This window comes from Porticoccus sp. (genome assembly GCF_965660005.1).
GTDB lineage: Bacteria > Pseudomonadota > Gammaproteobacteria > Pseudomonadales > Porticoccaceae > Porticoccus.
In genome coordinates this window covers 10,280-32,254 of sequence record NZ_CBFHYF010000018.1, presented here as the reverse complement: position 1 = coordinate 32,254, position 21,975 = coordinate 10,280, and the positions used below count along the sequence as shown (strand labels likewise).

The 21,975-nt window shown below is 54.7% G+C and carries 26 protein-coding genes; 8 read left to right on the top strand and 18 right to left on the bottom strand.

Going from position 1 to position 21,975, the window contains the following annotated elements:
• Positions 1-102: 102 nt before the first annotated feature.
• Positions 103-555, top strand: a complete 453-nt coding sequence (locus tag ACTF5G_RS05890) for a substrate-binding domain-containing protein (RefSeq protein ID WP_438951891.1) — start codon at positions 103-105, stop codon at positions 553-555.
• Positions 556-582: 27 nt separating this feature from the next.
• On the opposite strand, the gene ACTF5G_RS05885 is transcribed toward ACTF5G_RS05890, so the two are convergent.
• On the bottom strand, positions 583-2,139 hold the full coding sequence (locus ACTF5G_RS05885; protein WP_438951890.1) for a M48 family metalloprotease: 1,557 nt from the start codon (positions 2,137-2,139) through the stop codon (positions 583-585).
• 83 nt (positions 2,140-2,222) lie between these two features.
• On the opposite strand from ACTF5G_RS05885, the gene yaaA reads away from it, so the two are divergent.
• Complete coding sequence (yaaA, locus tag ACTF5G_RS05880; protein ID WP_438951889.1) at positions 2,223-3,008, top strand: peroxide stress protein YaaA; 786 nt, start codon at positions 2,223-2,225, stop codon at positions 3,006-3,008.
• A complete protein-coding gene (locus tag ACTF5G_RS05875) occupies positions 3,005-3,604 on the top strand; it encodes a DUF938 domain-containing protein (RefSeq protein WP_438951888.1) in 600 nt (199 codons plus the stop codon). Before yaaA ends, ACTF5G_RS05875 begins: the two co-directional genes overlap by 4 nt.
• Before the next feature lie 19 nt (positions 3,605-3,623).
• On the opposite strand, the gene ACTF5G_RS05870 is transcribed toward ACTF5G_RS05875, so the two are convergent.
• The 12 genes from ACTF5G_RS05870 to ACTF5G_RS05815 all read right to left on the bottom strand — a co-directional run bounded on the left by ACTF5G_RS05870 (position 3,624) and on the right by ACTF5G_RS05815 (position 13,821).
• Positions 3,624-4,163: a BPSL1445 family SYLF domain-containing lipoprotein gene (locus ACTF5G_RS05870; protein WP_438951887.1), complete on the bottom strand. Its 540-nt coding sequence runs from the start codon at positions 4,161-4,163 to the stop codon at positions 3,624-3,626.
• A 34-nt stretch (positions 4,164-4,197) separates the two neighbouring features.
• Positions 4,198-5,340 (bottom strand): GNAT family N-acetyltransferase, encoded by a 1,143-nt coding sequence (locus tag ACTF5G_RS05865; protein WP_438951886.1) that lies wholly within the window; start codon positions 5,338-5,340, stop codon positions 4,198-4,200.
• Between the two features lie 10 nt (positions 5,341-5,350).
• A complete protein-coding gene (locus ACTF5G_RS05860) occupies positions 5,351-6,397 on the bottom strand; it encodes an NADP(H)-dependent aldo-keto reductase (protein WP_438951885.1) in 1,047 nt (348 codons plus the stop codon).
• Positions 6,398-6,450: 53 nt separating this feature from the next.
• On the bottom strand, positions 6,451-7,728 hold the full coding sequence (gene phoR / locus ACTF5G_RS05855; RefSeq protein ID WP_438951884.1) for a phosphate regulon sensor histidine kinase PhoR: 1,278 nt from the start codon (positions 7,726-7,728) through the stop codon (positions 6,451-6,453).
• A gap of 8 nt (positions 7,729-7,736) precedes the next feature.
• The gene (gene phoB / locus ACTF5G_RS05850) at positions 7,737-8,438 is read right to left on the bottom strand and encodes a phosphate regulon transcriptional regulator PhoB (RefSeq protein ID WP_438951883.1); all 702 of its coding nucleotides are present in this window, start codon (positions 8,436-8,438) and stop codon (positions 7,737-7,739) included.
• Between the two features lie 86 nt (positions 8,439-8,524).
• Positions 8,525-9,397 carry a 4-hydroxybenzoate octaprenyltransferase gene (ubiA, locus tag ACTF5G_RS05845; RefSeq protein WP_438951882.1) on the bottom strand — a complete coding sequence of 291 codons (873 nt, stop codon included), beginning with the start codon at positions 9,395-9,397 and terminating at the stop codon, positions 8,525-8,527.
• A gap of 21 nt (positions 9,398-9,418) precedes the next feature.
• Positions 9,419-9,985, bottom strand: a complete 567-nt coding sequence (locus ACTF5G_RS05840) for a chorismate--pyruvate lyase family protein (RefSeq protein WP_438951881.1) — start codon at positions 9,983-9,985, stop codon at positions 9,419-9,421.
• Positions 9,986-10,048: 63 nt separating this feature from the next.
• The gene (locus ACTF5G_RS05835) at positions 10,049-10,645 is read right to left on the bottom strand and encodes an XTP/dITP diphosphatase (protein WP_438951880.1); all 597 of its coding nucleotides are present in this window, start codon (positions 10,643-10,645) and stop codon (positions 10,049-10,051) included.
• Between the two features lie 63 nt (positions 10,646-10,708).
• A complete protein-coding gene (locus ACTF5G_RS05830) occupies positions 10,709-11,170 on the bottom strand; it encodes a DUF4426 domain-containing protein (protein ID WP_438951879.1) in 462 nt (153 codons plus the stop codon).
• 8 nt (positions 11,171-11,178) lie between these two features.
• Positions 11,179-11,775 (bottom strand): methionine biosynthesis protein MetW, encoded by a 597-nt coding sequence (gene metW, locus ACTF5G_RS05825; RefSeq protein WP_438951894.1) that lies wholly within the window; start codon positions 11,773-11,775, stop codon positions 11,179-11,181.
• Between the two features lie 2 nt (positions 11,776-11,777).
• A complete protein-coding gene (gene metX, locus ACTF5G_RS05820; RefSeq protein WP_438951878.1) occupies positions 11,778-12,929 on the bottom strand; it encodes a homoserine O-succinyltransferase MetX in 1,152 nt (383 codons plus the stop codon).
• A gap of 118 nt (positions 12,930-13,047) precedes the next feature.
• Positions 13,048-13,821 (bottom strand): exodeoxyribonuclease III, encoded by a 774-nt coding sequence (locus tag ACTF5G_RS05815; protein WP_438951877.1) that lies wholly within the window; start codon positions 13,819-13,821, stop codon positions 13,048-13,050.
• Positions 13,822-13,935: 114 nt separating this feature from the next.
• On the opposite strand from ACTF5G_RS05815, the gene ACTF5G_RS05810 reads away from it, so the two are divergent.
• Positions 13,936-14,604 carry a hypothetical protein gene (locus tag ACTF5G_RS05810; RefSeq protein ID WP_438951876.1) on the top strand — a complete coding sequence of 223 codons (669 nt, stop codon included), beginning with the start codon at positions 13,936-13,938 and terminating at the stop codon, positions 14,602-14,604.
• Here the strand turns inward: ACTF5G_RS05810 and slmA are convergent.
• From slmA to coaBC, 4 genes are read right to left on the bottom strand one after another with little or no spacing between them, the layout of a single operon-like run.
• Complete coding sequence (gene slmA, locus ACTF5G_RS05805) at positions 14,525-15,127, bottom strand: nucleoid occlusion factor SlmA (protein ID WP_438951875.1); 603 nt, start codon at positions 15,125-15,127, stop codon at positions 14,525-14,527. The genes ACTF5G_RS05810 and slmA overlap by 80 nt on opposite strands.
• Positions 15,124-16,038, bottom strand: coding sequence for an acetylglutamate kinase (argB, locus tag ACTF5G_RS05800; protein ID WP_438951874.1), 915 nt, complete (start codon positions 16,036-16,038; stop codon positions 15,124-15,126). The genes slmA and argB overlap by 4 nt, the downstream gene beginning before the upstream one ends.
• 26 nt (positions 16,039-16,064) lie before the next feature.
• Positions 16,065-18,491, bottom strand: a complete 2,427-nt coding sequence (locus tag ACTF5G_RS05795; RefSeq protein WP_438951873.1) for a phosphomannomutase/phosphoglucomutase — start codon at positions 18,489-18,491, stop codon at positions 16,065-16,067.
• 6 nt (positions 18,492-18,497) lie between these two features.
• Complete coding sequence (gene coaBC / locus ACTF5G_RS05790; RefSeq protein WP_438951872.1) at positions 18,498-19,697, bottom strand: bifunctional phosphopantothenoylcysteine decarboxylase/phosphopantothenate--cysteine ligase CoaBC; 1,200 nt, start codon at positions 19,695-19,697, stop codon at positions 18,498-18,500.
• A gap of 104 nt (positions 19,698-19,801) precedes the next feature.
• On the opposite strand from coaBC, the gene radC reads away from it, so the two are divergent.
• The 3 genes from radC (at position 19,802) to rpmG (ending at position 21,053) form a co-directional block, all read left to right on the top strand.
• On the top strand, positions 19,802-20,476 hold the full coding sequence (radC, locus tag ACTF5G_RS05785; protein WP_438951871.1) for a RadC family protein: 675 nt from the start codon (positions 19,802-19,804) through the stop codon (positions 20,474-20,476).
• 161 nt (positions 20,477-20,637) lie between these two features.
• Positions 20,638-20,874 carry a 50S ribosomal protein L28 gene (gene rpmB / locus ACTF5G_RS05780; RefSeq protein WP_438951870.1) on the top strand — a complete coding sequence of 79 codons (237 nt, stop codon included), beginning with the start codon at positions 20,638-20,640 and terminating at the stop codon, positions 20,872-20,874.
• Between the two features lie 11 nt (positions 20,875-20,885).
• Complete coding sequence (rpmG, locus tag ACTF5G_RS05775) at positions 20,886-21,053, top strand: 50S ribosomal protein L33 (protein ID WP_036858763.1); 168 nt, start codon at positions 20,886-20,888, stop codon at positions 21,051-21,053.
• A gap of 86 nt (positions 21,054-21,139) precedes the next feature.
• Here rpmG and ACTF5G_RS05770 read toward each other — a convergent pair whose 3' ends face one another.
• A complete protein-coding gene (locus ACTF5G_RS05770) occupies positions 21,140-21,547 on the bottom strand; it encodes an ExbD/TolR family protein (RefSeq protein WP_438951869.1) in 408 nt (135 codons plus the stop codon).
• A 120-nt stretch (positions 21,548-21,667) separates the two neighbouring features.
• Here ACTF5G_RS05770 and ACTF5G_RS05765 point away from each other — a divergent pair.
• A partial coding sequence (locus ACTF5G_RS05765; protein ID WP_438951868.1) for a DNA-formamidopyrimidine glycosylase family protein occupies positions 21,668-21,975 on the top strand: 308 nt, incomplete at its 3' end.

Below are 21,975 nucleotides of genomic sequence, written 5' to 3'. Positions count from 1 at the left end.
GGTTCCTCTCGGGTTAACGATGAGCCAAAACCATCTCTTAGACAAACAGGCTAGTTAGTCCAACTTCTGCTGACGGGCAGTGACGACCTTAACCTGTCTCGCATGGAAGCCGATATTGCCCTGCGTGCCACAAATAATCCCCCGGAGCATCTGGTGGGCCGAAAATTAATGACGATGCCCTGGCAGTTATATGGTTCGAAAAGATTCGCCTTGGACCCACCCGGAGTTTTCACGGCCAAGGCATTGGCCGGCATACCGTTGATTGGCCCCGAGCAGGCGCTGTTGCGACTGCAACCCATGCAGTGGCTGGAGAAGCACCGTTCGATGCTGAATATTGTCGCCCGGGCCAACACGCTGATAGGCATGGCGGCTCTGGTGAGAGCCGGGCTTGGAATCGCATTACTGCCGGAGGATGTTGCCGATGGGCTGTCACCGTTAGGCCCGCTTGACAGGGAGTTTCAGTCAGACCTGTGGCTGCTGACCCATCGGGATTTGCGCAGTAATGCCCGGGTTAAAGCCTGTAGCCAGTTCCTGACGGAAAGGCTGATGCGCTAAAACGTCATCTCTACGTTCATTTCCCCCTTATTCGGCCACCTCAACAGACGAGACCTGAACCCGGTAGCGGGCGGCATCCTCGCTTTCCTTGAATGGGCCAATACCGGTTTTCAGGGACACTTGCTGGCCGGGCGATAACTGTCTCGGTCCGTTGATGGTAGAGCTTCCGCCGGCAATAAAGGCGTTCACCATTTCGGTCACCTGTAACGTCACACTGGTGACCGTGACCGGGCTGTTGTTTTTCACGGTGATGCGCAGGTAGCCATCGTTGGTCAGGGATAACTGGCTGATGATGTATTTGTGAGGAGCGGTGGCCAGTTCCAGTACCGCCAGCCGCGCCTGGGCTTTCTTGCCCATTTCCCCGCCGCCCTGAGCAGCGGACTGGAAATAGTTGATCGCGTTTTTCTGGTCGCCACTTTCCAGCGTGATCTCACCGAGGTAGTAGCCGGCATAAGGGGTTGGCAAAAGGGTATAACTTTTTTCCAGATCACTGCGGGCCGTGGTTTTTTTGCCCTGCTCGTAGCGCAGCAGGCCCCGTGCCAGATGGTGGCTGAAATAGTCGGGGTTTTTGCCGATGGCAGTGGTAAAGGCATGTTCCGCATTGGCCAGGTTTTCCTGCATGGCCCAGGCATGGCCGCGCAACTCCCAGAAATAGCCGTCATTGGGTTGAATGGCAATGGCCCTGTCCAGTTCACTGAGAGCGGCTTTCGGGTTGTCGGCACTGAGTGCTTTCATGGCCGCTTCCTGCGCCTTGTAGGCGGGCTGATCGCGCTTGATCTGGGCGATTTTGAGTTGGTAAATATCCCGATTGACGACGCCTTTGGGGAGCGTTGCGGCCTTGATGCGATTGGCGTCAACCCGCTCCTGTGATGGCGGGTGGCTGGCAAACAGGCCGCTGAGAAAATCCTGCTGCCGACCTTCGCTCAGTTTGACGAAGGTCTCCTGCAGCTTTACCGCCCCATAGGGGTCGTAACCGGCGCGGGCCATGTAATCCATGCCGTAGGTATCGGATTCCAGCTCGGCACTGCGACCGTATCTTGCCATCCAGGCAGCGGCACCCATCTGTGCCATCTGCGAACCCATCTCGCCCAGGCCATAATTTGCGCTCGCCACACCAACGGCCGCCGCACCAATACCCATCAGGGTGCCGCGAGTCATCTGCGCGGCGCTGTGCCGGGCGGCAGCGTGGACAATTTCGTGGGCCAATACCGCAGCGAGCTGGGATTCATCTTCAAGCTGGATGAGCAGTCCGCGGTTGATGGCGATTTTGCCGCCGGGCAGGGCCCAGGCATTGGGTACCGAGTTGTTCAGCACCACGAATTCATAGGGCAGATCGGGACGGTCACTGACGGCCGCCAACTTCTTGCCCACACCGCTGACATAGGTCTGCAATTCCGGATCAATAACGTAGCGGCCCCCCTGGGATTGCTGAGAGGGCTTGTAGTTGCTGGTACCTATGGCCACTTCCTGCCCCGCCGACATCAGTGAGAACTGGTTTTCGCCAGTGACGGGGTTCACGGAACAGCCGCTGAGCGACACCAGTATCAATAGTGTGGAAAAGAAAAGTGGCGCGACCCGGGACATGGATTCTCCTGACAAACAGATTGCAATCAATGCAATATAATAGACCATGGTAACCTGTAATGATTACATTCACTGGATAAACCATGCTGACCGTTATTTCCCCTGCCAAGACCCTGGATTATGAAACGCCTCCAACCACAGGGGCCTTCACGTTGCCCGCTTATCTGGATGATTCAAAGGTGTTGATCAACGAACTGAAGCAGCTTTCACCACCGCAGGTATCGGAGTTGATGGGTATCAGTGCCAAACTGGGTGATCTGAACTTTGGCCGCTACCTCAACTGGCAGCCGACGTTCACGACCAGCAATGCAAAACAGGCGCTGCTGGCCTTCAAGGGCGATGTTTACACCGGTCTGGCGGCGGAGAGCCTTTCGGAGGAAGACCTGCAGTGGGCGCAGCAGCATCTGCGGATTCTGTCGGGACTCTACGGACTGTTGCGGCCACTGGATCTGATGCAACCCTACCGGCTGGAAATGGGAACCCGCCTGGCCAATCCGCGCGGTGCCGATCTCTATCAGTTCTGGGGTGGAAAAATTACCGACGGGTTGAATGCTGAACTGGCGGCCATGTCGCGACCGGTATTGCTGAATCTGGCTTCCAACGAGTACTTCAGGGCAGTACAGCCCGGTGTACTGAATGCCGACATCATTACCCCGGTATTCAAGGACTGGAAAAACGGCAAATACAAAATCATCAGTTTTTATGCCAAAAAGGCTCGCGGGTTGATGAGTCGTTACCTGATTCAAGAGCGGATTGATGATCCCGAGGACATCAAGGCGTTTGATCTCGGTGGCTATGCGTTTCAGCCCGCCATGTCGTCAGCCCGGGAATGGGTTTTCACCCGCGATCAGGCGGAGCAGACAGCATGATGGTGGAGAAACCCTTTTCACAGGCCTGTGAAAATAACCGGCAGCCGATTTTGCAGGTTTTGGAGAATGTCTTTGCGCATTCCTGCCATGTACTTGAGGTGGGCAGCGGCACCGGTCAGCACGCTGTGTACTTTGCTCCCCGAATGCCCCACCTGGTCTGGCAAACCTCGGATCTGGCGGAGAATCACGGCGCTATCAATGCGTGGCTTGACGAGTATCCCGCCGATAATCTGCGCCGGCCGGTGGTGTTGGACGTGGACCGCCAGCCCTGGCCGGTGACCGCTGCAGATGCGGTCTTTACCGCCAACACCTGTCACATTATGTCTTGGGAATCGGTGATCAGCCTGTTTGCCGGGCTTGAAAAGCTGTTACAGCCGGGCGCGCAGGTGGTGATTTACGGGCCATTTAACTATGGCGGTGAATTTACCAGTGACAGTAATGCCCGTTTCGATCAGATGCTGAAGCAGAATGCCCCGCATCGGGGAATCCGTGATTTTGACGCGGTTAATCGGCTGGCCAGCGAGGCCGGGCTGACATTGCTGGATGACCACGCCATGCCGGCCAATAATCGTCTGCTGGTCTGGCAGCGGGCGTAAGTAGTGTTAAAACGTTGAATCAGCCCGGCTGAATGGGCGTTATCTTCGCCCCTTCGATGGTCAGGTTGTACATCAAGCCCTTGTTCGAGAAGACAAAGCCGATAATCGGTTGCTGGAAGGTTTTGGTGTCAAGCTCTTCCCCCGCGCCAAAGCTGGCAATGGCGACACTGCCGTCAACCCCGGCTTCCCAGCCCTGACTGTTGCGGAATTTCTGCAATGCATTATCGGTCATGAAGAGGATGATCTGGGATTTCTTCTGGACACCCAGTTGCAGCCCCAGTGATGCCGAGGCGATGTTGTAATACCCCACTGTGTTGCCGCCAATACGCAGGGCGCCTTCCCCATATTCACCACCGACCCAGAAGCCGGCTTTGTAGATTTTCGGAAAAACCAGCATGCCCTTGGCCCGGGAGGCCAGTTCCCGGCCAGCAGGGGATTGCTTGTAAAAATCGGCCAGGGTTTCCTGCACAAACAGGTCGATTTCCAGCTGGCTGGATGCCTGACTGGCAGCGGGCAGTAACAGCAGACTGAAGGCCAGTAACCAAGCAGGGGCTTTCACGAATAGATTCCTCCAAAGGGGAAACGGGGCGAGTTTATTGATCGGTGGTTTTGTATGGTAACTGTCGCCGGGCTTCCTGAATATAGTTGAGTACGTATTGGCGCTCCTCCTTCAGGAAGCGACCGATGGCGGTGGCAAAATCGGGGTGCCTGATCCAGTGGACAGAACAATTCTCCGTAGGCTCAAACCCCCGCTTGATTTTGTGTTCACCCTGCGCACCGGCATCAAATCTGCTCAATCCACGTTCAATCGCGAATTCGATACCCTGGTAGTAGCAAAGTTCAAAATGCAGAAAATCGTACTCCCGAGTACATCCCCAGTAGCGGCCATATAGGTTTTCCCTATCATGGAAAAACAGTGCGGCAGCGACTTTTTCCTGCCCTTCAGTCGCCACTGCCATCATCACCTGGTCAGACATGATTTGCCCCAGTTGGTGAAAAAAGGCCTGAGTCAGATAACCGCTGTTGCCGCTGTGTTTGATGTAGGTGCTGTGGTAGAGCACAAAGAAGAATTCCCACCAGTCAGCGCTGATCTGTGTGCCGGTAAGCCGTTCGACAAACAGCCCGCCACCATTGCAGACACGTCTTTCCCGATGGATATTTTTCCGTTTTCTCGAAGGGAACGTGTCGGTAAAATCGGCGAAATCCCGATAATCTGAATTATTCCACAGATACTGAATGCCGCTGCGCAGCATCGCCCCAGCCGTCTTCATCGATTTGGATAGCTCTGCAGGTGGAAAGAGCAGATGCCAGCCGGAAGCGCGCTGCTGGTCAGCCAGCTGCTGAATAGTGGTCAGCAGGAGAGGGCTGATCTCGCTCAGGCTGATACCGGGTAACAGGCCGAGGCGGGGCCCTGCCGCAGGCGTAAAAGGCACGGCACTGAGCAGTTTCGGGTAATAGTCGAGGCGGTGACCGCGATAGGCCTCCGCCCAGCCCCAATCAAAGACGTATTCGCCTCGAGAATGGGTTTTACGGTACAGCGGAAGCGCTGCAACAGTCACCTCGCCTTCGTTCAACAACAGGTGTTGCGGGTGCCAGCCCGTATTTGCACAGGCACTGCCGGAACGTTCCAGCAATGACAGAAAACGGTGCTGTAGAAAAGGATAGTCACTGTTGAACAGAGCATCCCATGCTCCGGCATCACACTGGTCGATACTGTCGAGAACACGAATATCCAATGTCTGCCTCTCAGGGAGCGGGGTTGCTGATATCCCGGTGGATCAGATCAATGTCCGCCAACAGTGCTTCGCCCATGGGGGTGTAGAGGCTGTCGATATTTTCCTGCAGCTGCGGCAGGGTGGTGGCACCGATAATGGTTGAGGCGACAAACGGTTGCCGGTGAATGAAGCCCAGTGCCAAGTGTACCGGTGAAATATCATACTGTCTGGCCAGCGCCACATAGCGTTCGGTCGCTTGAAAGGCAGTGGGGTGATTGTAGCGTTGAAAACGCTCAAACAGCGTCAGCCGCCCGTCGGCCGGTCGCCGGCCCTGCAGGTATTTGCCCGAAAGCATGCCAAAGGCCAATGGTGAGTACGCGAGCAGGCCGATCTGTTCATTGAGCGACCATTCTGCCAACGAGACCTCGAACTGACGGTTCAACAGATTGTAGGGATTCTGAATGCTGACAACCGGTGCGCCATGGCCGGCGACAGCGGCAGCCTGGTATTGCATCAGACCCCAGGGAGTTTCATTGGATACGCCGATCTGCCGGACTTTGCCCTGTTTTACCAATTCGTTGAGTGCCTCCCAGGTTTCGCCGATGGGGGTGTAGTCAGCCAGCGAATAGTCACCGGGTGCTGTGCGGCCAAAAATGTTGGCGGGGCGCTCCGGCCAGTGCACCTGATATAAATCGACATAATCGGTCTGCAGTCGGCGCAGGGAATCGTCCAGTGCCTGAAAAATCTGTTTGCGGTTCAGCCGTGGACCGCTCCGGAGATACTCAAAACCGCTGTTGTTGCCGTCGCCACCGGTCACTTTGGTCGCCAGAATCAGATCTTTGCGACGCCCCGAGCGGGTCAGCCAGTCACCGAGGTATTGTTCAGTCAAGCCCTGGGTTTGTGCGTTGGGTGGTACCGGATACATCTCTGCGGTATCCACAAAGTTGATACCGTTATCCAGGGCACAATCCAGCTGCCTGAAGGCGTCTTCACGGCTGTTCTGCTCGCCCCAGGTCATGGTGCCGAGGCCAATGGCGCTGATGGACAGCCCGGAGGCTCCTAATGGTCGATATTGCATCTCTTTCCTGTGGGATTGGTCCTATGGGGTTGGAAATGTGAACAGTTATATCATCAAGTCAGCAGGGGCAACTGGCAGCGAAAGCAGCTGCCTTTACCCAGTGTACTGTCGATTTTCAGTGATCCGCCGTGGCGCATCAACACGTGCTTGACAATGGCTAGCCCCAGTCCTGTCCCGCCGGTACTGGTGGCGCGACTCTGATCAACCCGATAAAAGCGTTCGGTCAGCCGGGGCAGGTGCTTTGGATCAATGCCGGAACCGTTATCGCAGATTTCCACAATGATATCTGACGCGGTATGAAAGCAGTGTACGCGAATACGCACGCCAGCTGGATTATGTTTCATGGCATTGAATACGAGATTCGAGAAGGCGCTGTATAGTTCCTTGTATTCCCCTTTGAATGGGGTATCTGTCGCACAGTCAGTTTCAATCAGGTATTTATCGCCAGCCACCATGCGGGCGTCCTCGGCTATCTGCTGTAGCAATTGATCCAACCTGATCGGTGTTCGCGAGGGGGGTTTACGATTGGATTCCAGCTGTGACAGCATCACCAGATCATTCGCCAGGGCATTGAGACGCTCCGTCTGCTGGCCCATCTGCAACAGTGCTTTTGCCCAGGGTTTGGGCAACTGGTCGGCATTGTCTTGAAGAGTTTCGATATAGCCCGACAAGACGGTTAGAGGGGTGCGCAGTTCGTGCGAAATATTGGCGACAAAATCCTGGCGCATCTGTTCAAGATTGCGCAGCCGGGTGATGTCCTGTACCACCAGGATGATATTGCCATCACCAAAAGTTGCGGCGGTAAATAGCAGGGTTTTGGTCGGGTTCTGTGGTGAGCTCAGCTCCAGCGGTGGGGGCAGCATATCACTTTGAATAAACACCACGAAACGGGGGTCGCGAACCAGGTTGGTCATTGATTGGCCGCGGTCCTGTTTCACCAGACCAAGCAGTCGTTCAGCGGCCGGATTCCACCATTCGAGCTCCCGATCGGGGGTGAGTAGAATGATGCCATCAGCCAATGCAGAGGTAATGTCCTGTACGCGATCGGCCAGTTGCCGACGGCTTTGTTTAGCGCGTTCGTTGCGTTGCTGCATCCGATAGAGATAGTCGGTCATGTCGCCCCAGACTCCACTTGCCTCGGGTGGTGGTCCCTCGGCGCTCTGGTCAAGCCAATCATAGAGTCGGGAGATATGGGCGAAGGTCCACAACATATAGAGGCTGCCACCCAGGAGTAGGGTAAGCAGGATGTGACCCCATAAAAATCCTGTCAGTAGTAGAAACAGGGTGAGCAGAATAATCCGCCGTATTTCTGCCTTAAGCCCTCGGTGCAATGCAGATCCTATTCTTCATAAACCTTGGTGGAAAAACGGTAACCCGCGCCCCGCACAGTCTGTATGAAGCGATCCTGCCCGGCAAGGGAAATTGCCTTGCGCAAGCGGCGAATATGCACATCCACCGTTCGCTCATCCATGTAGACGTTGCCGCCCCAAACATGATTGAGGATCTGGTCGCGGGAATGGACGCGTTCCTGGTGCGTGAGAAAGAAACTCAACAGCCGAAATTCCGTGGGCCCCATGGATACGGGTTGGCCATCGATTGTGACCCGGTGACTGATAGGATCGAACAGCAGTTGATCTACCTCGATGGGTTCCGGGGGCAATTCCGGTTCGGCGCGGCGCAGTACAGCATTGATACGGGCCACCAGGGCACGGGGTGAAAACGGTTTGGTGATGTAGTCGTCTGCACCCACATCGAGGCCCTGGATCAGGTTGTCTTCACTGGCCTTGGCGGTCAGCATGATGACCGGTATATTTTTCGTCAGGTCATCCCGCTGTAGCCGTCGGATCAGCTCAATGCCGCTAGTGCCCGGCATCATCCAGTCGAGTAAGACCAGATCCGGTTTGTGGTCGATAATCATGGCGTGGGCCTGCTGGGCGTTTTCGGCCTGCAGGGTGTCAAACCCCACCACATCCAGTGCCGAGCAGATCATGTCACGAATGGCCGTTTCGTCGTCGACAACCAGTACAGTTTTTTCGCTCATAGGTTTTTCATCATTGATGTCTCGACATCTATTACATGACCTTAGCATGACAAAAATATGACAGGCGATGAAAGATTGGCCGGCGTCTAGTCGGCCGTGAGCTGATAGTCTGCCACCAGGCCAATAAAAATAATGGCGCCGACGTAATGATTATTGAGAAAAGCACGGAAGCAAGCGTCGCGCTCGCGGTGGCGGATCAGATATTGCTGGAAGAGAAACAACAGCGCCGTCACCAGCAGAGACAGAAAAAACCAGCCACCGCGACCGAAATTTACCCCAGTCATCAACAGCGCGATCAAGACCAGGCATTGCAGGCAGGCGGTAATCGGGATATCCATATCGCCAAACAGGATGGCGGTTGATTTGATGCCGATCTTTATATCGTCATCGCGATCCACCATGGCATAAAAAGTATCGTAGGCGACAGTCCAGAGCACCACGGCAATGTACAGCGTCCACATTTCCCGGGGCAGGCCGTTACTTTCTGCCGCAAAGGCCATGGGCAGGCTCCAGGCAAAGGCGGCGCCCAGTACCAGTTGGGGTAGATGTGTAAAACGTTTCATGAAGGGGTAGCAGGCTGCCAGCGCCACTCCCACCAGTGCCAGCTTGATAGTCAGCGGGTTGGTCAGCAAAACCAGAGCAAAGGCAATCAGGCAAAGCAGGACAAACAACACCATTGCCTCGCGGACGCTGATGGTTCCGCTGGGTAGAGGCCGGTGCCGGGTTCGTGTCACATGGCCATCCACTTGCCGGTCAGCCACATCATTGATGACGCAACCTGCGGCGCGCATCAGGATTACGCCCGGCACAAAGATCAGCAGATTTTTAGCGGAAGGGACGCCGCCTGCGGCCAGCCACAATGCCCATAGTGTCGGCCAGAGCAGCAGCAATGTGCCGATGGGTTTGTCAAAGCGCATCAGCCGGACAAAATCGGGGAGTCGTTGTAATAGGCTGTTCATAGATGCCGCATGGTTGCGAATTCAGGAAATTTTATTGTAAGGGCTAAAACCCGTTAAAAATACCTCGGACACCAGCAGTGGCTTGCTGTCCAGCCAAAACAGTGAACGGCGTCCCTGAATGGGGTGGCCACAGGTGGTCGGTACGGTTTGCTCAAACATGGAGAGGTTGGATATCTCGATGGGACCGCGGGCCATACCGGGGTCGCTGAACAGCAGCGCACCGAGAGGCCGGTTATCGAGTTTGCGGAGTCTGCGCAACCGTCCGGTGAGAGTTTTCACCGGAATGATGCTGCGGGCATAAACCCAGGCCTGATGGTTGCCAAGCAGGATGACCTCCCTGATCAGGGTGCGTTGCCGGGCGGGCAGGTCCAGCGCGCGTTGCTCGGACAAGTGCGGCACCCCCATGCCCTGAAACAATACCCTTACTTCAAACTGGCCTTTGCTCGCCCGGATTAATCGTTCGGTCAGTGAGCCACGATCCAGTAGCCAGGGGCGCAGGGCGCTGTTTGTGGCAAACAGGGGTGTGCGTTGGTAGCTGCGCCAGTGAAGCTGGCGGTATGCAGGAGTGTCTGAGGGGTGAGGGGGCAAAGCTACACCTATGGGCCTTGGTTTGACGGTGGATTCTAACTTGTTATGACGGCACATTGCGCCCTATGTGCTTGAGCTGGCCAGTTGTTCCCGTAATAGTGCCATGGCTTTGGCACGGTGACTGATACGGTTCTTTTCGTCTTTTCCGAGTTGTGCGGAGGTACAGTCGAGTTCGGGAATAAAAAAAAGCGGGTCATAGCCAAACCCATTGTTACCCTCGGGGGTAACGCCGATCAGTCCTTCCCAGGTACCCTGACAAATCAGCGGAGTTGGATCCTCCGCATGGCGCAAAAATACCAGCAGGCAATGAAAGCGGGCCGTTCGCTGTTCCCGGGGTACATTCTGAAGCAGTGTCAATAATCGCAGGTTGTTTTGCTGATCGGTGGCATTTTCTCCGGAGAAGCGTGCCGAATATATACCGGGGGCACCGTTGAGTGCATCCACTTCGAGGCCGGAGTCATCTGCTATGGCTGGCAGGCCGGTAAAGCGAGAGGCCTGCCGTGCCTTGATCAGGGCGTTTTCCACAAAACTCAGGCCGTCTTCTATCCCTTCTGGAACCTCAAAATCGGATTGTGGCAGGATATCGAAGGGGAGAGATTCAAACAGGTGTTGAAACTCGGTAAGTTTGCCTTTGTTGCCGGTGGCGAGAACAATTTTCATGATCAGCAGGAGAGTAGAGAGGTTGACAGTAACCGCATGATTGCGGCGCGAATGAACAAAGCATTATTCATCGACGTAAAATTTGCGTTGAAAAGTCAGCGAATGGGTCGGTTTGTCGGGGTCCGGCCTGACATCGATGTTGAAGGTCATCCAGTCTTCCCTGTCAAAACGGAATGGGGCCAGGTAGTAGACCACTTCTCCTTCGCGGATTTCGGCGAATTCCAACACCTGCTGTTGCCCAAAGATATTTGAGACCCTGCCTTTGACCAGAGCAGGAACACCGCCCGCCCGGTCATTTTTGACCACGGCAATATTTACCAGACCTTTGTCCTTGCCACGAGTGATGTTATATGAGCTGGCCACATCCGGCTGGATAAAGCTGCTGTTGAAGGCACTGAAAAATATCTTCAGGTCACCGTATTCCCTGTAGGGGCGGTTGTCAGCCAGGGCATTGACGCTCAGTCCTGTGATTAGCAGAAGTAACAAAAGTAACAGGGTTGTGTTCAGGTTGTTGCTGTGTGTCATGAGTGGGCCTACTTGCTCAAATGGTAGATGGCGGTGTCACTGAACATGTTCGGCCAGATGCTTTTCATGTGCCTGTCCGGTAGTCGCTCTGCGACAAATTCCCGATGTAATATCTGGATGCGCTTTTCCGTACAGAGTGCCTCAAAATCCTTTACGGTACAAAAGTGAATATTGGGCGTGTCGTACCACTGGAAGGTGAGCTGTTTGGTGACCGGCATGCGGCCCCGTGACAGCAGATAGCTGCGGGCACGCCAGTTGCCGAAATTGGGAAATGTCACTACACACTGCTTGCCAACGCGCAACATTTCTCCCAATACCAGGTGAGGATAACGCATTGCCTGAAGGGCCTGGGTCATGACGACGGTGTCAAAACTGTTGTCGGAAAACTGGGTGAGACCCTCGTCGAGATCGGCCTCAATAACATTGATACCCCGTGCAACACAGGACGTAATTTTTTCGGCATCAATCTCCAGTCCGTAGCCCCACACACCCTTTGTCTCGCCGAGGGTCTGCAACAGTTCCCCATCGCCGCAACCAAGGTCCAGAATACGGCTCATCGGATTGATCCACTGCTGAATAATGTTCAGGTCGGTACGTATCGTCATCGTCATGAAATCTCTTCTGCAATGCGATTTATATAGGCAGTGAGTACTCGCTCATAGCGTTGGTTTGGCAACAGAAATGCATCGTGACCGAGATTGGATTCAATGGCTGTGTAGGCCATATTTTTATCGGCCGCAATCAGTGCATCAACAATCTCAGCAGCGCGTTCCGGCGAGAAGCGCCAGTCGCTGGAAAAAGACACCACAAGAAAGTCGCAGCGGGCCTGTCGGAAGGCCTCAACCGGGTCGTGGTCGTACTCGCGGGCGAGATCAAAATAGTCCAGCGCTTTTGTCATCAACAGGTAAGTATTGGCATCAAAGGCACCGGAAAAGGCGTCACCCTGGTGGCGCAGGTAGCTTTCCACCTGGAATTCAATGGGCGCATCCTGTCCGCGCTGAAAGGAACCGGAACGCAGTTCCCGGCCGAATTTATTGCCCATCATCTCATCTGACAAATAGGTGACATGACCGATCATGCGGGCCAGTCCGAGTCCGTTTCGCGGCAGGGTGTGTTGTTCCAGATAGCGCCCGTCGCGGAACTCGGGATCGGATCTGATCGCATTGCGGGCGATTTCGTTAAAAGCGATGTTTTGTGCGCTGAGTTTCAGGGCCGAGGCAATGACGATCGCGTGACGCAGACGGTCCGGATATTCCAGAGCCCAGCGCATGACCTGCATGCCACCGAGACTGCCGCCAGCGATGGCGGCCCATTGGCGGATGCCGAGTTTATCTGCCAGACGTGCCTGACTTTCTACCCAGTCTCTGACTCGCAGGGGCGGGAAGTCCGGACCCCATGGTTGCCCGGTTTCAGGGTTGAGCGACACCGGGCCGGTGCTGCCGTGACAGCCGCCGATATTGTTGGGACAGACGATGAAAAAACGGTTGGTGTCGAAGGGTTTGCCCGGCCCGATGTGATTGTCCCACCAGCCGGGCCGCTGATCGGCTTTGCTGTGATACCCGGCAGCATGATGATGGCCACTGAGGGCGTGGCAGATGAGAATGGCATTGCTGGCATCGGCGTTCAACTCACCGTAGGTTTCCAACATCAGCGTGTAATTGTCGAGGGTTTTGCCGCAGGCAAGCATGAGCGGTTCATCAAAGTGAATCGCTTGCGGTGTCACAATACCAACGGAATTTTCCGGAATTGCATCAGGCATCAATGGTTCAACGAGTATCTGGGTTTCAATGAGTATCCGGCTTTTGCCGGTATTTTGGCAGTCTAAAGAGGGGTATGTATTGGTGCAAGGTTAGCATGCTGTTTGCTCGCCGCCACGGTCAGAGTGCTTCCAGATCATAATCGACAATTACCGGCAGGTGACGGGAAAACAGCTTGACCTTGTAGATCACAGCATATTCCACACGCTTGGTGAGACTTTTTGATACGACCTGCATATCAGTCCGCCATCCTGTGCCCTCATTCTGTTTGTCGGCAGGCCAATACGTGAATTCGTCTGCATCGGCGTTGTAGAGCCGAAAGGCATCGGCATAACCGATGTCACCGAATACCTGGTTCAGGCACTGCTGCTCGTGTGGCAGGAAACCGGATAGATCGCTGCAGGTATCGGGTTTGCTCACATCAATTGAGCGGTGAGCAATATTCCAGCCGCCACAAAAAATGTAGTCACGGCGTTTGTTGCTGATCTTGCTGAAATGCGCCAGCAGATCGCGGAAAAAACGGTCTTTGGTCCCCTGGCTGGTGTCGTCGCAGGCATGGGGGGCCAGCAGTGAACAGATGCTGACGTGCTCGAAGTCGGCTTGCAGATAGCGCCCATTCATATCTTCGCCGTTGCTGGCACCAAAACCGTACATGATCGCCTTGGGCATATCCCTGGTGTAAATGGCGACACCATTCTGCTCCGGTTGGGGTGCGTCGAAGAAATAGCTGAAGTAGCCGTCAAGCTGGAACTCAGGGCGAGAAGCGAGAACCGGTTCCGGCATTCTGAGATCCTGGAGACATATTATATGAGCCTCCTGGGAGGCCAGCCACTGGAACAACCCCTGATCGGCAGCCTGTTGGATGCCGTCCACGGCAACACTGATAATTCGCATGATCGCCCCTGATTTTGGGAGAGTGTATGATAACCGACAGATTGGGTTTCCAAAATGGGCAAACTGTCTTGAGGCTCCACAGAACCAGTGATTTTTGCAAATCGGACTGTCTTTATGACCAATTTAAGCAATAACAGCAAATACAGCTGGCGCCTGGTGTTGGCATTATTTTGTCTGGTGTCCATGGTAGCAGAGGCCGGTAATCTTTTCCGCTACCGCAATAGTGAGGGCAATCTGGTCATCGACCATCAGGTGCCACCGGAGTACATTTCCAAAGGTTATGAGGTGCTCAGCAGCACAGGCAGGGTGGTGGAAACTGTTCCTCCGCATCAGCCCGTGGAGGCAGAAGAGGGGACGGTATCTGACGCGGCAAGCCAGGCGGATCAACTCAAGGAGGACCAGTTCTTACTGCGTAGCTACAGCGATGCTGGGGAGATCGATGCTGCCGGTGAGCGGCGGCTAGAGCAGTTGGCCCGGGAGATAGAGATTATCGAGTCCAACCGGGCCAAAAATGCAGAACAGCTCGAGAGAGCCAGAGCCAGGGCAGTCCGGCATCAGCTGGCCGGCGAAAAAATACCTGAGGCGCTGTTGGCGCGAATGGACGAGGTCACTGGTCTGTCCCGGGATGCCCAGCAAATGTTGTTGCTTCGCAGGCAGGAATATGACGCGGTGGCGGCGCGGTACGAGCGCTATAAGGCCCGATTTAGGACGTTGAATCCCGAAAAAATACCTTCGCAGCTACCGACCACTGCTCCTGCCAGTTCGCCGTCGGCAACCGACTGAATTCGCTGCGCACAAACTGGCTTATCTTGCCCTCGGCCAGCGCCAGTATCAGATTGGCTGCGGCCGTCACTGTGATGGCCGGACGCAGGTTTTCGGAGATCTCTGCCTCGCGCAGAATCTGCTTTAGCTGGGTTTCCAGTCGGTCGAATAATTGCTGTATTCGTTTGTGCAGCTTTTCTGTCTCACCGGTCAGTGCATCGCCGGTGAGTAACCTGGTGATCCCCGGGTTCCGTTCGGCAAATGTGAGCAACAGGGTCAGAATACGGTAACAGCGACTGGCGGCATCCGGTTCTTCAGCAATGATTGTACGCGTCCGGGTAAACAGGGTCTCTTCGATAAAATCGATCAACCCCTCGTACATCCGGGTTTTACTCGGGAAGTGCCGATAGAGTGCAGCCTCGGATACACCGACCTCCAAAGCGAGGGCAGCGGTGGTGACGCGTCCACCGGGGGCCGCTTCCAGCATGGCTGCAAGGGCTTGCAGAATGTGCTGTTTTCTGGAAATTTTTTCTGTTTTTATCATCCGGTTATCTCTGCCGCTTCATCCGTGATCAATGTGCCGACACCCTGATCGGTAAAGATTTCCAGCAGTGTGGCATGGTTGACCCTGCCGTCGATAATATGGGCTGTTTTGGTGCCCCCCTTGACGGCATCCAAAGCACAGCGAATTTTCGGCAACATTCCGCCGTAGATCGTGCCATCTGCGATCAGTGCATCCACTTGCCGGGTGGATAGGCCGGTCAAAACCTCACCGTTTTTGTCTTGCAGGCCCGCCACATTGGTGAGCAGAATCAACTTTTCTGCTTTGAGGACTTCGGCGATTTTGCCGGCAACCAGGTCCGCATTGATGTTGTAGGAGTTGCCTTCACTGTCGACGCCGATGGGTGCGATTACGGGAATAAAGTCACTGTTGGTCAGCATGTCGATAACCCCGGTATTGACTGACTCGACTTCACCCACATGGCCGATATCAATGATTTCCGGTGCTGCCATTTCGGGCGTGTGCCGGCTAACCTTGAGTTTGCGGGCCTTGATTAACTGACCGTCCTTGCCGGTAATACCAACGGCCTTGCCGCCGGCGTGGTGAATCAGGTTGACGATTTCCTTGTTGACCCCGCCGCCCAGCACCATTTCCACCACGTCCATGGTTTTGCTGTCGGTCACCCGCATGCCGTTGACAAAATGGGATTCGATCTGCAGACGCGACAACAGCTCGCCAATTTGTGGACCACCACCGTGAACAACCACCGGATTCATACCCACCAGCTTCATCATCACAATATCGCGGGCAAAACTGGCTTTCAGTTTTTCATCCACCATGGCATTGCCGCCAAATTTGACGACGATGGTCTTGCCGGTAAAGCGCTGGATATAGGGCAGTGCCTCGGACAGTACCCTGGCGGTATTGGAGGCGGCTTCTCGCGTTAGTGACATGCGTGTTCCTGTGGCTGTCTGTTGGTTCAAAAGCTCAAGCGATCGTCTATGCTACGGAGTTGCTGACGGAAAAGCGATTTGATTTTTTCCAGCGCTTCCTGGCTTTCTGCTTCAAATCGAAGCGTCAGTGCCGGACCGGTATTAGACGCCCTCACCAGTCCCCATGCCTTTGGGAAATCAACCCGAATGCCATCAATGGTGGATATCTTGCCCGCCTGGAAGGCCTGCTTTTCGAGCAGTTTTTCGATGAGGGTAAACTTCTCCTGTTCCCCGACTTCTATTCGTATTTCAGGTGTTGCAAAGCGTTCCTCAAAGCCAGCTACAATTTCATCCAATCCCTGCTCGCGAATCGACATGATTTCGATCAGTCGGGCCGCGGCGTAGATGCCGTCATCAAAACCAAACCAGCGATCCTGGAAGAAGATGTGGCCGCTGAATTCACCGCCCAGTGGTGCCTTGCTTTCGATAATCTTGTTGTACATGTGCGAGTGGCCAGTTTTCCACATCACCGGGCGACCACCGTAGCTGCTGATCAATGTGTTGAGGCGTCGGGTACTTTTGATATCAAATACGACGTCTGCCCCCGGATGTCGTGATACAACATCACGGGCAAAAATCATCAATAATTCATCAGGCCAGATAATTCTTCCGCTGGCAGAAATGGCGACAATACGATCCCCGTCACCATCCAGTGCAACCCCCAGGTTCGCCTGGTTGTCTTTTACATGGGCAATAAGATCTACCAGGTTTTCCGGTACGGTGGGATCCGCTGCATGATTGGGAAAGCTGCCGTCTACATCACAGTAGAGTGGGATGACATCGCAGCCAATTGCCTCCAGTACCCGCGATGCCAGCTCGCCTGCGATGCCATTGCCGGCATCCAGTACCACCTTGAGATGCTGGGCGGGAACCACGTCGCTGGTGATGGACTGAATATAAGCACTCGCAATATCCAGTTCCTGGCGCTCTCCATGGGGTTTGTCGGGGTAGTCTTCCATCATTTCGGTCCGCAGTGCCGCGATTTCCGGTCCGCAGAGTGCGTGGTGCTGAAAGAAAATCTTGAATCCGTTGTAGTGTGCCGGGTTATGGCTGGCCGTCACCATCACCCCACACTCCGTCTGTTGCAGGTGGTTGGTGGCAAAATTGAGTAGAGGGGTTGGCACTGCACCCAGATGGATGACGTTGCATCCGGTGCTGCGAATCCCCTCTTCGAGTGACTCGATCAATTGTGGGCTGGATTGCCGCCCATCATAGCCGGTGATCAGGGTGTGCTCATCCACCATCATTGCCCGGCGGGCAAGAGCCTTACCAAGACTGAGGGCGAAGGCCGGGGTTAGTTGTGAGCCCGCCAGGCCCCGAATGTCATAATCGCGAAATACCACAGTCGGGATATCCGGTGTCTCGTCATTGCTCTCTGTATGGTCAGTATGGCTATCGTGATTGTCAGGGGCTCCGGATTCTGTGTCATGGGTTGGCGGCTGTTGAAGCTCATCTGACGTTGATTCGGTGGCCGTTGTGTCATCAAAGGTCTCGTAGACAGGAGTTACCGTTTTAGTGGCTGGTGGCTTGTCAGATACGCGATGCTTTCTTTTTTGCCGTCGACCCCGGTGGAGGGCAATACGAATGGCCAGGTAGGCCAGAAGTAAGGTGATGCCGACTACAGCACCAGTCAACAACAAAAACTCCATGTAAGAGGGAGTTACCCTGTTCAACAAGGCTGTACTGCCCGTGAAGCCTAGTTGCCATGCGTTGATGCGTGTGTTCTGTATGACGGCATCCACGGTCTTGGATTTGTTGGTCACGGCCAGAAAAGGCCTGGCCTGAGCCCCGGGTATTTGCTGCAGAAGCTCGGTTGTTCCCAGTGCAGGATCGACCTCCCGGGCAAGTGCTTTAGTGAGCGGTTCAATCGACAGTATGGCCAGCAATGAGCCGAGGATGACACCCTCTGCATTTTTTACCGGATAGGCAAACAACAGTTCCCAGTCTTCTCCGACCTTCGCCGCGACGGGTTGTGGTGTTTCACCGGCCACTACTTGTCGGGACAATTGCTGGCCAATGAAGTTGTTCGTTTCCGTGAGACGGGCATCTCCCGGCAGCAGCAGATAACCATTGTTCAGGTCTGCGATCAGCTTTTTCATCCTTTGCTCCATGCGTGTCAGCATGGCTGGGTCGGCGGCAGCGAGCGCGTTGACGAACAGATCATCCTGCGACAGGGTCTGCAATTGCTGTACCTGTTGGTCAACATAACTGTTGAGCAACAGACGTTGTCTGGTGGCGTATTCAGTGGCGAGCGATGTGGCAAGGGACGCTTTGGCGCTGTCCATAAGCTGGTGGTGCAGCAGATAGGAAATGATACCGGCAGTGCAGAATAGCAGCGCCAGAACCCCGCTCAAAACAGGATGCTTGCTCAGCGTCAGGCGGATCATGCGGCGTTTGGGTTCGGGATTTGTCATATCGCCCTAGTCGGTGGGTAGCATGTCTGCAATTCTGGCAATTAACTGGCGCGCCAGAATGGACTTGTTGATTTTCGGGATGACTTCGCTGCCCTGCATTTCCACAACCAGTACAGCGTTGTCATCACTGTTAAAACCAATGGTCCGATCAGAGACATCATTGGCGATGATCAGATCGAGTTTTTTTCGTTCCAGTTTGCTGCGGGCAAAGTCTTCCACATGGGTTGTTTCCGCCGCAAAGCCCACCGTAAAAGCCCGATTGGGCAATGCTGCAACCGCACTCACGATATCCGGGTTTTTCACCAGTTCAATGGTTATCTGATCAGCGGTTTTTTTTATTTTCTGCGCGGCTACCCGGGCGGGCCGATAATCGGCCACAGCGGCTGAAGCAATGAATAACTGGCAGTTCCCGGCTTCAGCCAGTGCCGCCTCGTGCATCTCCAGGGCGCTGGTGACGTGGATGGTTTTTACTCGATCAGGGGGTGTGAGATTAACCGGGCCGCTGATCAGAACCGTGTCTGCCCCGGCTTCTGCAGCGGCTTCCGCTAGGGCATAACCCATCTTTCCGGAGCTGTGGTTGCTGATATAGCGCACCGGATCAATCGCCTCCCGGGTGGGCCCCGCAGTGATCACGACTTTTTTGCCCGCCAGCGTACCGGTTTCAAACAGGTCGGCAGTGAGTTCAACAATGTCCTGTGGCTCGGCCATCCTGCCGGGTCCGGTGTCGCCACAGGCCTGGCTGCCCTCGGCGGGGCCGAAGATATGTGCGCCCCGCCCACGCAAATGCTCCAGATTATGTTGGGTGCTGGGGTTGCGCCACATGCCCTGGTTCATGGCCGGTGCAATGGCCAGCGTTGATCGGCTGGCCAGACAGATGGTGGACAGCAAATCACTGCCTTCACCATTGGCCAGTTTGGCCATAAAATCCGCAGTGGCCGGGGCGATCAGGATGACATCGGCCCAGCGGGACAATTCGATATGGCCCATGGCAGCCTCTGCTTCCGGGTCGAGTAGAGCCAGATGGACGCGGTGCCCAGAAAGTGCCTGTAGCGTCAACGGTGTAATGAACTCTGTGGCTGCCCTGGTCATTACCACTTGTACATCGGCACCGGCATCCTGCAGGCGACGGACAATGTCGGCGCTTTTATAGGCGGCTATGCCACCGGTTATGCCCAACAGTACGCGTTTGTTTGCCAGAGAGAGCATCGAGTGAATCCTGTAAAGTAAGCAACACCGGGAAGGTTAAGATAACATTGCCATGGAGGTTTGCGTAGTCAGGGGTTACATTATTGATGGCACAGGGAGGTGTTATGTCGATTCGAGACTGGCCCGAGGGCGAACGGCCCCGGGAAAAACTCATGATGAGAGGTGCGGAGACACTTTCCGACGCCGAGTTGCTGGCAATTTTCCTGCGCACCGGTTGTGCCGGGCAGTCGGCTGTAGACTTGGCTCGCTCACTGCTGCATCAGTTTGGCAACCTCGGTCAGCTGCTCGCTGCGGATAAGTCTACTTTTTGCCGGGCCCGCGGACTGGGTGAAGCCAAATTTGTCCAGCTGCAAGCGGTGATCGAGCTGGCGAGGCGCCACCTTGGAGAAACCCTGCAACGGGATCAAGTATTCAGCAATCCAGCCAGCGTTGGAGAGTTCCTGCTGGCACAGTTGGTTCATTGTCAGCAGGAGGTCTTTGGTGTGCTGTTTCTCGATAATCAGCATCGTTTGATTGCCTGGGAAAAGCTGTTTTTTGGCACGGTCAACAGTGCCAGTGTCCACCCTCGTGAAGTGGTCAGGCGAGCGTTGTATCACAACGCGGCAGCGGTCATCTGTGCCCATAATCACCCCTCTGGCGTGGCTGAGCCCAGCGACCCGGATCGACACATTACCCGTCAATTGCAGGAAGCACTGCAATTGGTGGATGTGCGGATCCTGGATCATGTGATTGTGGGCAGTGGTCATACCGTTTCCCTGGCCGAGAGAGGGATGATCTGATGTGTTAAGCCGCCGATCAATTCACTTAATGTGTTTGATTTAAGGCAGATGTTCTGGTATAAAACGCGGCTCTTTTCGGGGTGTCCCCCGGCAACAGGTTTAACGGCCAGGTTTCAAAAGCGGTCGCCCCACGCGGTGACGCCAATAGCAGAGGCAAAGCAATGTCCAAAGTATGTCAGGTCACCGGCAAAAAACCGATGACAGGGAACAATGTATCCCACGCCAAAAACAGAACCCGTCGCCGGTTTGAGCCCAACCTGCACACCCACCGTTTTTGGGTAGAGGCGGAGAAACGTTTTATCAAGTTGCGCATTTCATCAAAAGGTATGCGTATTATTGACAAGCTCGGTATCGACCAAGTGCTGGCGGATATCCGCAAGCGCGATGCTAAGGTTTAAGGAGACTAACCATGGCCAAGTCAAATCGCGACAAAATCAAGTTGGTATCCAGTGCTGGCACCGGACACTATTACACGACTACCAAGAACAAGCGTACCCAGCCGGAAAAACTGGAGTTCAGCAAGTACGATCCGGTGGTGCGCAAGCATGTCCCCTACAAGGAGGCGAAAATCAAGTAATCCGCCGCCAGACAGTTACGGATTTTTGTGACTACCGAATGAGCCCCGCAACAGTCGGGGCTTTTTTGTGCCACGTATCTTTTCAGCTATTTTGTGGTGGTGAGAGCGATATCGTATATCCCCGCCTCTCTGGCCTGATCCGAAATCAACACAAAGGTGTCGGTTCTTGCGCGGGGGTGCGCTTCAATAATGACTTTTGTCTGCGGGTTTTCGGCATAGACTCTTTCGACATTGGCGCGAACTGAGCGAATATCAATGCGCCGTCCTTCGAGCCAGACCGTGTTATCTTCAGCGATGCGAAAAATAACAGCTGTTGGTTGACTGTCCGGTGGTGGCTCGTCACTGATCGGTGGGCGGTTGATATCGATGCCCGCCTCACGGACAAACGAGGCGGTCACCACAAAAAAGATCAACAGGATAAAGACGACATCCAGCATCGGTGTCATATCGATATCCGTCTGTTCTTCCGCGACTTTGCGCCTGCCTAGGGCCATAGTGGATACCTGTTTTGAATAGGAAGTGAGCAGTACCTGGCACCGGCTTGGCTGATGCCCCTGATTGGAACTTAGAGTATGCCAGAGATTTTGGTCGCGAGCTGTTTACGGGAGTGAATTATGCCGGAATTGCCGGAGGTGGTAGTGACATTGCGGGGTGTTCTACCGCATGTTCTTGGTAAAAAGGTTCAGACCGTTATGGTGCGGGAATCCCGCTTGCGCTGGCCGATACCGGCAGATCTGCCTGAAAAACTTTGCGGGATGGTATTGCTGGAGGGGCGGCAGCGAGGCAAGTACCTGTTATTCCGCTTTCCACAGGGCTATCTGATGATTCATCTGGGTATGTCGGGCAATCTCAGAATCGTCACTGCCGATACCCCTGCTGCAAAGCACGATCATGTGGATATCTGTTTTACAGATCACAGGGT